The following is a 15,148-nucleotide window of genomic DNA, read 5'->3' on the forward strand; positions in this document are numbered from 1 at the left end:
TGGCCCCCCGGCGCCCAAGGGCGTTGAGCCGGAAACCGGACGGCATTGCCGGCCTGATCCAGGAATGACTGGATTCACGGATTCACGGATTCACGATCAATACAAGAGACCAGGAGACTTCCCATGCGCGCCTGTCCTGTCCGGGACGCCGCTCCGTCCAAGCCCGTCCCATTGCCTTCCCGTCGCCTGGGCGGCGCCCTGTTGGCGCTCGCAGCGCTGCTTTGCGCACAGCCCTCGCTGGCGGATATGGCGAAGATCCGCCAGAGCGGTACCTTGAAGGTCGCGGTCTATAAAGGCCTGCCGCCATTCTCTACCGAGCAGGGCAACCCGCTGCCCGGCATTGACGTCGCGCTGGCCAAGGCCCTTGGCAAGCAGATGGGGCTGTCCGTATCGCTGCTGCCCTTCGATGCCGATGAGAACATGTCGGACGACTTGCGCAGTATGGTCTGGCGTGGCCACTACCTGGGCTACGGGCCGGCGGACGTGATGCTGCACGTGCCGGTCGACCGCGCGTTCATGCGCGAGAACGACAAGGCGCTGATCTTTGCGCCTTACCACCGCGAGATGTTCGTGCTGGTTCATGACCGGGAGCGCATTCCCGAGGTCCGGCACCTGGAGGACCTGGCCGGCCAGCCGACCGGCGCGGAGGCGGGCTCGGCCGGCGCCAACGCTCTGCTGTCAGGGGCGCAGGGCGCGCTGCGCGACAAGGTGAAGATCTATGCCGGAGCCGATGTGGCCCTGCGCGCGTTGTTTGCCGGTGAGATCGCCGCTGCAATGGTCACGCGCGCCCAATACGAAAGCGCACTGAAGGCGTCCGGCCAGTCTGCCGCGCGCTTTGCCACGGTGGACGTGGCTTCGCCACTGCTGCCCGCGCGCGGCTGGGCCATCGGCATGGCCGTCAAGGCCGACGAGCGCGAGCTTGCCGATTCGTTGCGCAACGCGCTGGATGAGCTCCGCCGCAGCGGCGAGCTGCAGCAGATCTTCGCGCAGTACGGTGTGTCGTTGCAAACGCCATGAGATTCTCCTGCTGTTGGGCGTGCGGAACTCGACCTGGCATCAAGTGAGGATTGGCCAAAGGGTAGGGCGCGCAGCCTCTCAAGGTCATGGCCGTTGAAGTGATCGAGCGCAAAGCGGTGCCAGCGGCTCGGCCTGTAATGGTCCTCTGGCGCGTGTCTCGGAAATGGCCCTGGGGGCCGGCTGCCACCTGACTACTCGAACGTCACATCTTTACTACACTTCAGGAGAGCGGATCCCGTCATCCGACGCAATGCTGGAAGTCTTGTTTGGTGGGCCTCCATCAGCGTTGGTCCCGAGCCAACGCTCGAGCAAGCGCTGGTTACGACACTCCACGCGACACCCGCGCAAGCCGGTACCCGGCGGGTATGCTCCGGTCCGCGTCACTAGGGAGCTTTGGGATGGCTGGGAATATCCGTAAGCAGACCGGTAATGGCGAACAAAAGCCAATTGCACTCGCTTTGCAGGGCGGCGGGATGCACGGTGCGTTTACGTGGGGAGTCCTTGACCGGTTGCTCGAAGATGGGAGATTTGCCATCGAAGGCGTCAGTGCAACGAGTGCGGGGGCGATGAATGCCGCCGTGCTCGCCTACGGTCTGCTGCAAGGCGGGCACGACCGGGCGCGCGAGGCGCTGCACGAATTCTGGCTCGCCATCGCGCAATCGGCAGAGAGGTATAGCCCGCTGCGTTGGATGCCGTGGCTGAAAGGGTCGCATAGCTTTGGGCTGAACCACTCGCCCTTGTATGCGATGGCGGACATCGTTCTTCGTATCCTGTCGCCATACCAGTTCAATCCCGATAACATGAATCCGCTGCGGGATGTGCTGGAGAAGCAGGTCGATTTTGCGGTGTTACGCAAGCAATGCCCGATACAGCTTTATCTGTGTGCGACCAATGTTGAGACCAGCAGAATACGCATCTTTTCGAGCGAGGACATTTGCGTTGAAGCCGTGCTGGCTTCCGCCTGTCCGCCAACCCTGTTCCAGGCTGTGTCAATCGATGGTGAGTACTTTTGGGATGGCGGCTATGTTGGCAATCCGGCCATTTTCCCGCTGATCTATCACTGCAATACAAGCGATGTCGTGATTGTCCACATCAATCCGATCGTACGCCATGGCGTGCCAACCACTGCCGCCGAAATCCTCAATCGCGTCAACGAAGTGAGCTTCAACTCATCGCTCATGCGAGAGATGCGCGCGATTGCCTTCGTGACTTCGCTCATCCAGCGAGGCAAGGTCGAGCGGGGCGAGATGAAGGAAATGCTGATTCACTCAATCAGGTCCGATGAGACGATGAGCGCTCTCGGTGTGTCGAGCAAGTACAACGCAGACTGGGACTTCCTTTGCGACCTGCGTGACAAGGGGAGGACTGAGGCCGATGCATGGATCAAAGAAAACTACGAGAATGTCGGCCAGCGCTCGAGCATTGACATCGGAAAGGAATTCCTTTGAGGGCTACGATTGGGCCACCGATGAATTGGCAGGGTAACTCACGGGGCCACCGGATCGTCATTGGTGGGTTGTCCCCCGCTCTCCAATCGGGAGGGCCATCGCTTCAGGTCAGATCAGCCAGTAGTGCCTTGGCTTGTTGCCAGTCGGCGACGTCAAAGCCCTCGCTGAAGGCTCCATGGATCGCGGTCAGGGTCTGGCGCGCGGCGTCCATCTTTCCCTGGCGTCGCCATAGCTGGGCCAGGCTCAGCGCGGCTTGCAACTCCAGTGACCTGGCACCCTGATCGCGGGCGACGGCGATTGCCTTGTGAAAACAAGCCTCAGCGTCTTCGCGGCCGGCGAACGCGCGGGATCCCACGCTCGACTGCTGGAGTATCAGTTCGCCTTTGAGCCGATGCAGCGTCGCTTCGTCAAGCCGCTCTCCCGTCTCTTCCGTCAAGGCTAGAGCCTCGGTCAGCGCCTCCAGTCCGGCGTGGAGGTCCCCGGCTGTCCGATAGGCTTCAGCGAGCAGAGCCAGTAGGTTCGGCCTTCCCAGTGCCGCGCCAGTCACCTCGTAGGCGGTGAGGCCCTGGTGAATCTGGGCAATTCCCTGCTCATGCCTACCGTGTTCGGCCAGCGCCCAGCCTTGCAGGACTGTTCCCCACGCGAGATAAATGGGAAACCCCTGATCACCCGAGACAGCGATGGCGGCCTCAGCGTACTCGCGGGTCAATTGCACCTCACGCCGACATCGGTGCACTTCGGCCGCGAAGACAAGGCAAAGTGCGAGGTTAAAGGCGTCAGGGCGCTGCTTGGCCAGAGCCAATGCCTCGTGGCAGCGCGTGCGAGCCAGATCCGGCAGGCCCAGATACCAAAGAATCCAACCCAACGTGCTCCTGGCATGTACGGCTGGGTCTCGCCCATAACCCAGAAGAAAGGCATAGGCCGGCTGGTCCGGGCGGTGCAGTGCCAGCACCTGCTCCATGTGGCTGCGGGCCACACTGAGCTGGCCCAGACGGAATGTGGTCGCCCCGAGCACGCGATGCGCCTCCGCGAGCTGCTCCGGCTTCTGCGTATCCAGAGCCATGCCAAGCAGCCGTTCCCCAAGCGGCTGCGCAACCTTGTACTGCGCCCGCAATTGATAGAACGCCCATAGTCCAAGCTGCGCCGAGAAGAAATATGGCGTTTGCCCACCTTGTTCGCACAATGCCAGCGCGCGCCTGTAAGTTGCCTCCACTTCCGGGGCGGCCTGACCCCGGGTGGCAATCAAGGCCGGCCCGAGCGTTAGTAGCAGCGTGAGTTCCTCGCATGCGCGCTCGGGAGTGTCGGGCAGTCGCTTGAGCAATTCAACGGCTGTGCTGAGGTGATGCATCGCTTCGCCCTGGGCAGAACGCTCGAGGGCCTGCTGGCCGGCACAGTGCAGGTACTTCACTGCCTTCGGGATGTTGCCGCTATGGCTGTAATGGTGTGCGAGCTCGCTGCAGTAGTCCTTTAACCGACTCCCGAACAGGGTCTCGATGGCCTCGGCGGTGCGCTCGTGAAGCGCGCTGCGTCGCTCGGTAAGCAGGGAGTTGCCGGCAACTTCCTGAGTGAGTGCGTGCTTGAAAGCGTACTCCACATCCGGGAATGCGGGTCGCTCGTAAATGAAATCGCCCGCCCGCAGGTCGGCGAGAAGAGGGCGCAGCTTGTCGTCATCCAGCGCGGTGACGTGCTGGATGAGACTCAAAGGAAATTCCTTGCCGATCACGGCCAGGCTCTGCAGCAGTTCCTTCTGGACGAGGGGGAGCCGATCGATGCGGGCTGCAAGCACGCCCTGGACGGTGGTGGGGATATGCAGTGAGGTAGGCGCCGTCTCAATGCGGTAGCACCCGGGCTGGCCAAGCAGGGCTTTCTCCTCGACCAGGGTCTGGACCACTTCCTCCATAAAGAATGGGTTGCCTTCGGTCTTGTCCAGGATGAGCCGTTTCAGGGGTGCGAGAGCGCGATCATCGCCAAGCAGCGCGGTGAGCAGTCCCTGGGCTTCGGTCGGGCCCAGAGGCTCCAGATGCAGTTGGACGTAATAGCCTCTGGGGTCCCAGTCATGGGAGTACTCCGGACGGTAGTTGACAAGCAGGACGATCCTCGCACCCGGCACATAGTCGATGAGGATATTGAGGAAGGCCTCGGTTTCGCTGTCCAGCCATTGCAGGTCTTCGAAAAGGAGTTCGAGCGGCTGGTTGAGGCTTTCGCGGACCAGCAGGCTTGCAATCGCTTCGAACGTGCGCTGGCGCCGGATGGCAGCGTCCATGGTCGGCAGTGCTGAGCCGGGCTCGACGGATCCGAGCAGGTAGAGCAGGTAGGGCAAATGGTCTTCCAGCGCCCGCTCCAGGGTGAGTAGCTTGCCGGTGACCTTCTCACGGCAGCTTCGATCGTTGTCCTGCGGGGTGATTTGAAAGTAATTTCTCAGCAGCTCGATCAGCGGCAAATAGGCAAAGGCCTTGCCGTGCGAAACCGAGAACGTCTCCAGCACAAGGCAGCCTTGCTGTGATCGTGCCTTGAACTCGTGGAATAGCCGCGATTTTCCTACCCCGGCCTCGCCCACCACCCCGACGACTTGTCCATGCCCTGCCTTGGCCAGCTCCAAGGCGTTGTGCAATTGTTCCATTTCGCTCTGGCGTCCCACAAAGCGGGCCAGACCGCGGTGCGCCGCCACTTGCATGCGCGTGCGCAATGCCCCGAGGCCCAGTACCTCATAGACCGCAAGCGGATCCCGGACGCCTTTTACGTGGGTGGTCCCCAGCGCCTTGAATTCGAAATACCCCTCGGTGAGCTTATGGGTAGACTCGCTGACGAGGATGGACGCCGGTGTGGCAATGCCTTCCATGCGCGAGGCGATGTGGATTGTGTGGCCCACAGGATCGTAGTCCGTGTGCAGGTCGTCCGTGCGGATCGAGCGCACCAACACCTCGCCGGTGTGGACACCGACGCGGATCTGAAGCGGTATGCCTTTGTCCAAACGCACTCGGTCACTGTGACTACGCATCGCTTCCTGCATGCGTAGCGCTGCGAATAGTGCCCGCAGGGCATGGTCCTCGTGGGCAATGGGGGCGCCGAACAGGGCGAGAATGCCGTCACCCAGGAACTTCGCTACGTAGCCCTCATAGTGGTGCACGGCCCCCATCATCAGCGTCACGACGGGGTCGATCAGGTGACGCGCCTCCTCGGGATCCAGGTCCTGGATCAATGCCGTCGAGCCAGCCATATCGGCGAACAGCGCCGTGATGGTCTTGCGTTCGCCGTCCGTCCCGCCCCTGGCTTCCATGGCCGCCTGCTCCGCCCGGATGCGCTCGGCCAGATGGGGAGGCGTGTAGTGAACAGGGGCCGAAGCGGCGGACTTAGGCGCTGGAAGCGACTCTGACGGGTCGCCGTTCAGGGGCGAGCCACATGCGCTGCAGAAATTTGCGGCAGGGCTGGACTCCTCGCCGCAACGCGGGCAGATCCGTGCAAGCTTGGCCCCGCAATGCTCGCAGAAGTTGGCCCTCGCGAGGTTCTCGCCCCCGCAATCTGTGCAGCGCATATCGCCTCCTGACTGCAATCGCCTGCCTCAGATGATTAGACGCGTCATTGGCTTCGTTAGCAAGGCGGGGGGGGCGATGGCCCTGGCGCAATGAATTGCGAGTGGCGAGGATTATTCTGTTGGCGGTGACGGGAGTTTGTCGTTCCCCTGCTGCGCCGAGCCAGGCGGGCAGCATGAGGTGGCGGGGAAGGGCGCGCGCCAGCGCGCGGATGACCACCGGTGAAGCGGCCAGCGAAGGGCCCGACATTGCATAAGGCTCAGGCCGAGTACCCCGCCGGGCGCATTCGTACATCCATGCCGAAGGGAGCAGGCGCGCCGGCAGCGCGGCGTCCCGGGCTCATTTTGGCGCGCCCTAATATTCATCAATAATATTGAACAACTGCTACGACTAATTCATCACTTTGCCGTCGTTCTTTGCCATAAAGTTCAACCCATGGACGGCGTAACAACAAAGACGACGTTCAAAAAAATCAATCAAATGGACAAGCAAAGGGAAATGATCATGACCAACGCCAAGCTCGAAGTGCTGACCCCGGACAACAGCCAACTGATCTTCATCGACCACCAGCCGCAGATGGCCTTCGGCGTGCAGTCGATGGACCGCCAGGCGATGAAGAACAACGTGGTGGGCCTGGCCAAGGCCGCCCGCATCTTCAACATCCCCACGGTCATCACCACGGTGGAGAGCGAGTCCTTCTCCGGCTACACCTATCCCGAGTTGCTTGACGTATTCCCCGGCCAGAAGACGCTGGAACGCACCTCGATGAACTCGTGGGACGACCAGAAGGTGCGCGACGCGCTGGCCGCCAACGGCCGCAAGAAGATCATCGTGGCCGGTCTGTGGACCGAGGTCTGCAACACCACCTTCGCGCTGTCCGCGATGCACGACAGCGACTACGAGATCTACATGGTGGCCGATGCCTCCGGCGGCACCAGCAAGGAAGCGCACGACTACGCCATGCAGCGCATGGTGCAGGCGGGCGTGGTGCCGGTGACCTGGCAGCAAGTGCTGCTCGAATGGCAGCGCGACTGGGCCCACCGCGACACCTACGACGCGGTGATGAAACTGGTCAAGGAACACTCGGGCGCCTACGGCATGGGCGTGGACTACGCCTACACCATGGTGCACAAGGCCGCCCAGCGCACGGCCACGCCGCACGAGTCCATCGCGCCGGTGCCGGCCCGCTGACAGGGCGACAGGCGTGGCGGCCTATCAGCGGGCCGCTACGCCGGGGGTGCGACGCCCATGATGCGCAATCTGATGGCGTGCGCAATCCCCCCCAAGAGAGGGGAGGTCAGCGCTATTTTCCAAGTCGGGTGATCGTCGTGGCCGCTGCAGCGCATCCCGACAGCCCTCGGTGCCATCGCCGGCGCAGCCGCCCATGCCTGTGCACATGCCTGTGCAAATGCCGAAGGCGGTGTATCCGCGTCGGATCATGCGAGCACCGCGGTCTTTTGCTGACTATTCTTTGCAATTGATGTTGGTCAGGGCTGGTAGCCTGTTTGCCCTCAACATCTGCATCCGATCTCCGACCCATGACAACCATTCTCGCCATCGCCGTTGCTTGCGGCGCATTTCTCAGGCTCTGCGTCGCGTCTCCTTATGAAGAGGCATTCGGGCTGGGTAGGTGCGACGTGGGCGGCCTCAGCGAGGTCCTGGCGCAGGGGCACGATAGTGACGGTGACGGTCAATGGCCGTGCGCTCGAGGCATGGCTGCGGATCATTGTCCGAGTTGATGGTTAGCATGGCGAAGCCGAACACATCTGCACTGGCCTCGCCAGCCCACGCGCGCCTCAGACCGGCAAAAAGCAAACTCGCGCGCGCAACTAACCCACCTTGGTGTCAATGGCAAGGCTGGTAAATGCCCGTTGCAAATTCGAACAGAATGTTAGGTACCTCGGCGCTACAGTGGCCATTCCCATGCCTGAAGGCATTCTAGGAGGTACACGAATGAAGCAACATCTGGCGAAATCCCTGTTGATGGCTGGCGCGATGATCGCGTCCTACCCGCTGTTCGCGCAGCAGGCCCAGCCCATTCAGCCGACCCAGCCGATGCCAACGACTCAGCCGATGCAATCCGCCCAACCTATGCAAGCCATGCCCTCGGCAGCGCCATTGGCCCAAGGGGCGCTGCCAGCCGCACGCGATCCCTATGCGCAGGGTGCCGGACAGTCGGCTCAGCCGGCCATGGCGCCCGCACCAGTCGACCCGACACTGGCCCGCAGCCCCAGCCCGGCAATGGACCCCGCCAGTATGAGCCTGGCACCCGATGCGCTCGGAACGCGCCTTGGCCAGCGCAATCTTTTCCTCGACGGCGCCTGAGCACCTCGCAGCCTTCTTGCACGCTGAAAGTCTGGACCACCACTGCGGAGCGTAGCGTCCGGTAAGCCGGGCAGCGTTCCGCGATGGACAGCAGCGCGGCGCACTGCACCGCCTCTCGGGACGAGTGGCGGTGCGATGCCTCGTTGAGGTCCAGGGCACATTGGCCTTGGGGTCCCGGCCGCTCGGGCGGTGTCCCGACCATCTGGCCGGGTGCCTGTGGCGGTCAAGTGGCCAATCACGACGCGGCAGTCGCCTTGGTAGCGCGTATCGAGGGCCATGCTAGGATCGTGTCGGTCATTGGGAGATGTCATGGTTCAGAAGCTATTCGAAGAACTACCGGTGGACGAGCAAGAGGACTTCGAGTCGGCGTGCAAGAAGCATGGCCGGATCCGCGAAGAATTTACGATCGTCTTTGACGAAGGCAACCCTTCCAAGGACGGCGTAAGCCCCATTTCCCGTGAGGTGACCGTGGCGGCAAATCTCACCGGTGCCCGCCAGCACTACGCTGCTGGAAGCGGTACGTCCTGGACCGTCGAGTTCGAGCGAGACCTCGATCGCGGCTTTTTCTGGGAAACCTACGACTAGGTTGATACCGCCTGCGCCGGCTGTACCACCGACAGGGCAATGACATCGGCCCACCGGACCCTCCGCGTGGGCGACAGCAATGACAATGCTGCAAGGCCATGATTTAGAGAGGTCCCGGCCCGGAATGCGACCCGTTCTTGAGCAACGCCGAAGCCTTACCCAAAGGTCTCCTCCCATCACCTCCATCACCTCCATCACCTCCATCACCTCCATCGGGTCCACATAGAGGGCGATCATCCGAATAAGGGTCTCCGCCGATCCCCTGAGGCCGACATCCTCTGACTGCCGGCCGAGCCACGCGTGACTTGCCGGATTCGATAAGCGGTGGACTGGACGTCGCATCGCCGCGGAGTCCTTCACAGGAACTATACAGAACCAATTCAGTTCTAATTAGCAACGATAGTTTGGGGTGAAGATGCTCAGACTAAGCAAACTGACCGACTACGGCACGGTGATCATGACGCACATGGCGCGGGAGCCGGGCCGGATCTGCAGTGCCGCCGAGGTTGCGGCCGAGATTGGCGTGCCGATGCCCACAGCGAGCAAGATCCTCAAGATGCTTGCGCGGCAAAAGCTGCTGCATTCGCTGCGCGGCGCGAAGGGCGGTTACCTGCTGGCACGGCCGCCGCAGGAGATCTCGATCGCGCAGGTGATCGACGCCATGGAAGGCCCTGCCGGCATGACCGAATGCAGCATTGCAGCCGGCTTGTGTGCCCAGGAAGGAACCTGTTCCATCCGTGCGAACTGGCAGCGGATCAGCCTGGCGATCTTTCATGCCCTGGATGGCGTAACGCTGGCGGACATGACGCAACCGACGTTGCATCCGGTCGATATCGGCACGCTGCACGCCTGGAAGGCGGCAGGCCGCAAGCAGGCGTTCGAGTGACGCATGGCAATCGAAGGCAGAACATGGCAACCCCGGCGCACAAGCTCGACGAACTGATCAGCCAAGGCTATCAGCACGGTTTCTACACGTCCGTGGCAACGGACACGGTGCCATGCGGGCTGAACGAGGACGTGATCCGCATGATCTCGGCCATGAAGGACGAGCCGGAATTCATGCTTGACTGGCGCCTCAAGGCCTATCGTCACTGGCTGACGGTGTCCGAGCCGCACTGGGCGACAGTCAGGCACCCGCCCATCGACTACCAGGCCATTGCGTACTATTCCGCGCCAAGCTCCCAAAAGGCCGGGCCCAAGACGCTGGACGAGGTCGATCCAGAACTCCTGCGCACCTACGAGAAGCTGGGTGTGCCCCTGCGGGAACGCGAGTTGCTCGCGGGCGTCGCCGTGGATGCGGTATTCGACAGCGTCTCGGTAGCCACCACATTCAAGGCGAAACTGGGCGAGCTCGGCATCATTTTCTGTTCGTTCTCGGAGGCGGTGCGGGAGCACCCCGAACTGGTGCGGCAGTACCTCGGCACGGTCGTGCCCTACACCGACAACTACTTCGCCACGCTCAACTCGGCTGTGTTCAGCGACGGGTCGTTCTGCTATATCCCCCCCGGAGTACGCTGCCCGATGGAGTTGTCCACTTACTTTCGCATCAATGCCCAGAAGACCGGTCAGTTCGAGCGTACCCTGATCATTGCCGACGAGGGCGCTTATGTCAGCTATCTGGAAGGCTGCACCGCCCCGATGCGCGACGAAAACCAGCTGCATGCCGCGGTGGTGGAACTGATCGCGCTGGAGGATGCGCAGATCCGGTACGCGACGGTGCAGAACTGGTATCCGGGCGACAAGGAAGGCAAGGGCGGTATCTATAACTTCGTGACCAAGCGCGGCGACTGCCGTGGCGCCCGTTCGAAGATTTCATGGACCCAGGTCGAGACCGGATCGGCCATTACCTGGAAGTACCCAAGCGTGATCCTGCAGGGCGACGACTCGGTCGGGGAGTTCTATTCCGTGGCGCTGACCAACCACTACCAGCAAGCCGACACGGGCACCAAGATGACCCACCTCGGCAGGAATACCCGGAGCACGATTCTCTCCAAGGGCATTTCGGCCGGCCACGGCCAGAACGCATACCGTGGGCTGGTGAAGATGGCGAAGAGCGCCAGCGGCGCGCGCAACTACTCGCAGTGCGACTCGCTGTTGCTGGGCGACAAATGCGCGGCCCACACCTTTCCGTATATCGAGGTGAAGAATGCCACTGCCCGCGTCGAACACGAGGCCTCCACCTCGCGCATCGGCGAGGACCAGCTGTTCTATTGCCAAAGCCGCGGCATCGGCCCCGAAGACGCGGTATCGATGATCGTGAACGGCTTTTGCAAGGAAGTGTTCAAGGAACTGCCGATGGAGTTCGCGGTGGAAGCACAGAAGCTGCTGGGCGTTAGCCTGGAGGGAAGCATCGGCTAGGGAGCGCGCGGGCCGCGCCGCCTCGGAGCCGCATTGGCGTCATGTCGGAGCCACATTGGAGCAACAAGCCAGCCATGCTTGAAATCCGCAACCTGCACGTCTCAGTCGACGACAAGCCCATCCTGCACGGCATCGACCTCACCGTGAAGGCTGGGGAAGTGCACGCCATCATGGGCCCCAACGGCTCCGGCAAGAGCACCCTTGCCCATGTGCTGGCCGGGCGGGACCGCTACGTCGTGAGCGCGGGCGAAGTCCTCTACGACGGCGCGAACCTGCTTGGCATGCCGCCCGAAGAGCGGGCGCGCGCGGGCGTCTTCCTGGCCTTCCAGTATCCGGTGGAAATCCCCGGCGTTTCGAACATCTATCTGCTCAAGGCGGGACTCAACGCGATCCGCAAGCATCGCGGCGAGCCGGAGCTGGATGCCATGGACTTTCTCGCGCTGGTCAAGGACAAGCTCCGGCTCATGGAGATGGACCCAAGCCTGCTTTACCGCTCGGTGAACGAAGGCTTCTCCGGTGGCGAAAAGAAGCGCAACGAGATTCTGCAGATGGCGGTGCTCGAACCCCGGCTCGCCATTCTCGACGAGACCGACTCCGGCCTCGACATCGACGCGCTCAAGATCGTCGCCAGCGGCATCGGCGCCATGCGCGGCCCGCAACGCGCCATCGTGCTGGTTACCCACTACCAGCGGCTGCTCAACTACATCGTGCCGGATCGTGTGCACGTACTGGCGCAGGGCCGCATTGCCAGGTCCGGCGGGCCCGAACTGGCGCTGGAACTGGAGCGTCATGGCTATGTGGGAATGGAGGCGCAGGCCTTCACCGTTACGGAGGCGTCGGCATGAGCGCAACCGGGGTGGAACACTATCTTGCCGAGTTCGCCCGCGTCGAGGCTGCGTTGCCCGGCCGGCGGCTGCCCTGGCTCGCGCGCATGCGCCAACAGGCGCGGGAACACTTCGCGCAAGCCGGGTTTCCGACGCTGCGCCACGAGGACTGGAAATACACCAGTGTGGCCGCGATCGAGAGGAGCCGCTTTACCGCAGGGCCGACGCAGTCCGACGCCAAGCCGGACGCCCTGGCTGCGCGGATCGAGTCGCTCGCCTTGCCCGGCGCGCACCTGATGGTATTCCTCGACGGCCACCACCAGCCGCAATGGTCGCGCATCGGCATGCTGCCAGCAGGGGTTGAACTCCTCAGCCTCGCCGCCATGCTGGAGCGCACGCCCGAGCCCGTGGAAGCGCTGCTTTGCCGCGGCGTGAGCGACTACCCGTCCGGCTTTGCCGCTTTGAACACCGCGTTCATGGTCGATGGCGCTTATATCCGCCTGGCCGCAGGCACCACTCCCGACCAGCCGATCCACCTGCTGTTCATCGCCACGGCACCGGAGCAGGTCACCCATACGCGTAATCTCGTGATGGCGGAAGCAGGCAGCCGGGTCTGCATCGTGGAACACCACGTGGGTGTGGACGGCCTCGCTTATTTCACCAACAGCGTCACCGACATCGTTGCCGCGCGTGACGCGCAGGTCGAGCATCACAAAGTGCAGCAAGAGAGCCTCAAGGCGTTTCACATTGCCGGCGTGAAGATGGACCAGCAGCACGGCAGCCACTTCACCTCCAGTGCCTTCGCCCTGGGCGGCGCCCTGGCGCGGGTCGACATCCAGGTCGGGCTGAACGCCGAGCGCGCCGAATGCTCGCTCGACGGGCTGTACATGACCGGCGGGCGGCAGCATATCGACCACCACACGCGCATCGACCACGCCAGGCCGCAAGGCAAGAGCCGGGAGTTCTATAAGGGCGTGCTGGCCGGCGCCTCGCGCGCCGTGTTCAACGGCAAGGTGGTGGTGCATGCCGATGCCCAGCATACCGATGCGCACCAATCCAACCGCAACCTGCTCCTGTCCGAGAACGCCGAAGTCGATACCAAGCCACAGCTGGAGATCTACGCCGACGACGTCAAATGCAGCCATGGCGCCACCGTCGGCCAGCTCGAACCCGACCAGATCTACTACCTGCGTTCGCGCGGGCTGGACGACGCCTCGGCGCGGGCCCTGCTGACTTTCGCCTTCGCGGAAGAGATGGTCAACCGGCTAGGCCTGGCCTCCTTGCGCACGCGGCTGGAGACGCTCTTGCGCGGCCACTTGCCCGAGCCGGTGAAGGTGCTGACATGAGCACGGCCGCGCATGAATTCAGGGCACTGTGGGGCACGGCCCCGGCCGCGGGCCTGGACGTCATGCGGCTGCGCTGGGATTTCCCCATCCTGCGGCAGATGGTCAACGGCAAGCCGCTGGTCTATCTGGACAACGCAGCCACCAGCCAGAAGCCACAGAGCGTGATCGACTGCGAGGCACATTACTACGCCGCGCTCAATGCCAACATCCATCGTGGCGTGCACACCCTGAGCCAGCTCGCGACCGATGCCTACGAGGCGGCGCGCGACGCGGTGCAAGGATTGATCCACGCGGCCCGGCGCGAGGAGATCGTGTTCGTGCGTGGCGCCACGGAGGCGATCAACCTGGTGGCGGCCAGTTTCGGACAACGCCTGCGGCCCGGCGACGAGATCCTGGTCAGCGCGATGGAGCACCATTCCAATATCGTGCCGTGGCAACTGGCGTGCGAGCGCACGGGTGCCATCCTGCGGGTGGCGCCGATCAACGACGCGGGCGAACTGCTGCTGGAAGAATTCGAGCGCCTGCTTGGCCCCCGCACCAGGCTGGTTGCAGTGACCCATCTCTCCAACGCCCTTGGCACGGTCAACCCGGTGCGGTACCTGATCGAACTGGCGCATGCCAGGGGCATTCCGGTACTGGTCGATGGGGCCCAGGCCGTGCCGCACTTCAAAGTCGATGTGCAGGCGCTGGATTGCGATTTCTACGCATTCTCGGGGCACAAACTCTACGGCCCCACCGGCGTTGGCGTGCTCTACGGCAAGGCCGCGCTGCTCGATGCCATGCCGCCTTACCAGGGCGGGGGCGACATGATTCGGGAAGTCACTTTCCGCAAGACCACTTACAACGACCTGCCCTTCAAGTTCGAGGCCGGCACGCCCAATATCGCCGGCGTAGTCGGCCTGGGCGCTGCGATCGACTATGTGAGTGCGGTGGGCCTGGACGCCATCGCGGCCCACGAGCACGCGCTGCTCGCCTACGCCACCGGGCAGGCGGCGCAGATTGCCGGCCTGCGCATCATCGGCACGGCGGCGGACAAGGCGAGCATTCTCTCGTTCGTCCTGGATGGCGTGCATCCCCATGACGCAGGCACCATCCTCGACCTGGAAGGCGTGGCGGTCCGTGCGGGCCACCATTGCGCGATGCCCGTGATGGAGAGGTTCGGCGTGCCTGCCACGGTGCGTGCGTCGTTCGCGCTATACAACACGCGGGAGGAGGTGGATGCGCTGTTGCGCGCCGTGCGCAAGGCACAGGAGGTATTTGCCTGATGTCCGATCTGCTCGATCTTTACCGGGAAGTTGTGGTCGACCACAGCCGCTCGCCGCGCAATTGCAGGCGGCTGATGGGCGCGAACCGCAGCGCCGAGGGGTTCAACCCCCTGTGCGGTGACCGGCTGACGCTGTACCTGAGGGTCAGCGACGGCGTGATCGAGGATGCGAGCTTCGAGGGTTCCGGCTGTGCCATCTCCACCGCCTCGGCATCGCTGATGACCGAGGCGCTCAAGGGTAAGACCGAGGCGCAGGCACAGGCGTTGTTCTCCGGCTTCCATGCGCTCGTGACCGGATCTGGCCCGGCGCAGGCCGGCGCGCCGCTGGGGAAGCTGGCCGTGCTGGGCGGCGTACGCGAGTTTCCGGCGCGTGTGAAGTGCGCGACGCTGGCCTGGCATGCCATGCACGCCGCCCTGCAAGGCAGCGCCCAGCCGGTCTCAACGGAGTGAT

The 15,148-nt window shown here is 63.3% G+C and carries 12 protein-coding genes; 11 read left to right on the forward strand and 1 reads right to left on the reverse strand.

All coding sequences use genetic code 11. The features are described 5' to 3' along the window. The first annotated feature begins 123 nt into the window (after window positions 1–123). Together ACGLHR_RS15020 and ACGLHR_RS15025 are read left to right on the forward strand one after the other, a co-directional pair. Window positions 124–1,017, forward strand: a complete 894-nt coding sequence (locus tag ACGLHR_RS15020) for a substrate-binding periplasmic protein (protein ID WP_400094822.1) — start codon at window positions 124–126, stop codon at window positions 1,015–1,017. Window positions 1,018–1,415: 398 nt separating this feature from the next. Further along, window positions 1,416–2,465 (forward strand): patatin-like phospholipase family protein, encoded by a 1,050-nt coding sequence (locus tag ACGLHR_RS15025; protein ID WP_400094824.1) that lies wholly within the window; start codon window positions 1,416–1,418, stop codon window positions 2,463–2,465. A gap of 103 nt (window positions 2,466–2,568) precedes the next feature. Here the strand turns inward: ACGLHR_RS15025 and ACGLHR_RS15030 are convergent, their stop codons facing one another. Beyond that, window positions 2,569–5,997 carry an adenylate/guanylate cyclase domain-containing protein gene (locus ACGLHR_RS15030; protein WP_400094826.1) on the reverse strand — a complete coding sequence of 1,143 codons (3,429 nt, stop codon included), beginning with the start codon at window positions 5,995–5,997 and terminating at the stop codon, window positions 2,569–2,571. 502 nt (window positions 5,998–6,499) lie between these two features. Between ACGLHR_RS15030 and ACGLHR_RS15035 the strand changes: the two genes are divergently transcribed. From ACGLHR_RS15035 to sufU, 9 genes are all read left to right on the forward strand, one after another. Next, window positions 6,500–7,186 (forward strand): hydrolase, encoded by a 687-nt coding sequence (locus tag ACGLHR_RS15035; RefSeq protein ID WP_267602396.1) that lies wholly within the window; start codon window positions 6,500–6,502, stop codon window positions 7,184–7,186. Between the two features lie 762 nt (window positions 7,187–7,948). Next, window positions 7,949–8,320, forward strand: a complete 372-nt coding sequence (locus tag ACGLHR_RS15040) for a hypothetical protein (RefSeq protein ID WP_318236402.1) — start codon at window positions 7,949–7,951, stop codon at window positions 8,318–8,320. Window positions 8,321–8,629: 309 nt separating this feature from the next. Next, window positions 8,630–8,905 (forward strand): hypothetical protein, encoded by a 276-nt coding sequence (locus ACGLHR_RS15045; protein WP_318236403.1) that lies wholly within the window; start codon window positions 8,630–8,632, stop codon window positions 8,903–8,905. A 415-nt stretch (window positions 8,906–9,320) separates the two neighbouring features. Next, on the forward strand, window positions 9,321–9,791 hold the full coding sequence (locus tag ACGLHR_RS15050) for an SUF system Fe-S cluster assembly regulator (RefSeq protein WP_318236404.1): 471 nt from the start codon (window positions 9,321–9,323) through the stop codon (window positions 9,789–9,791). A 23-nt stretch (window positions 9,792–9,814) separates the two neighbouring features. Then, on the forward strand, window positions 9,815–11,263 hold the full coding sequence (gene sufB / locus ACGLHR_RS15055; RefSeq protein WP_400094828.1) for a Fe-S cluster assembly protein SufB: 1,449 nt from the start codon (window positions 9,815–9,817) through the stop codon (window positions 11,261–11,263). 74 nt (window positions 11,264–11,337) lie between these two features. Next, window positions 11,338–12,108 (forward strand): Fe-S cluster assembly ATPase SufC, encoded by a 771-nt coding sequence (sufC, locus tag ACGLHR_RS15060; RefSeq protein WP_318236406.1) that lies wholly within the window; start codon window positions 11,338–11,340, stop codon window positions 12,106–12,108. Next, the gene (gene sufD / locus ACGLHR_RS15065; protein WP_400094830.1) at window positions 12,105–13,433 is read left to right on the forward strand and encodes a Fe-S cluster assembly protein SufD; all 1,329 of its coding nucleotides are present in this window, start codon (window positions 12,105–12,107) and stop codon (window positions 13,431–13,433) included. Before sufC ends, sufD begins: the two co-directional genes overlap by 4 nt. Further along, on the forward strand, window positions 13,430–14,698 hold the full coding sequence (locus ACGLHR_RS15070) for a SufS family cysteine desulfurase (RefSeq protein WP_400094832.1): 1,269 nt from the start codon (window positions 13,430–13,432) through the stop codon (window positions 14,696–14,698). The genes sufD and ACGLHR_RS15070 overlap by 4 nt, the downstream gene beginning before the upstream one ends. Beyond that, window positions 14,698–15,147, forward strand: a complete 450-nt coding sequence (sufU, locus tag ACGLHR_RS15075; protein WP_400094834.1) for a Fe-S cluster assembly sulfur transfer protein SufU — start codon at window positions 14,698–14,700, stop codon at window positions 15,145–15,147. Before ACGLHR_RS15070 ends, sufU begins: the two co-directional genes overlap by 1 nt. Window position 15,148 lies beyond the last annotated feature (1 nt).

The organism is Cupriavidus sp. CuC1 (genome assembly GCF_044627735.1).
Classification (GTDB): Bacteria; Pseudomonadota; Gammaproteobacteria; order Burkholderiales; family Burkholderiaceae; genus Cupriavidus; species Cupriavidus ulmosensis.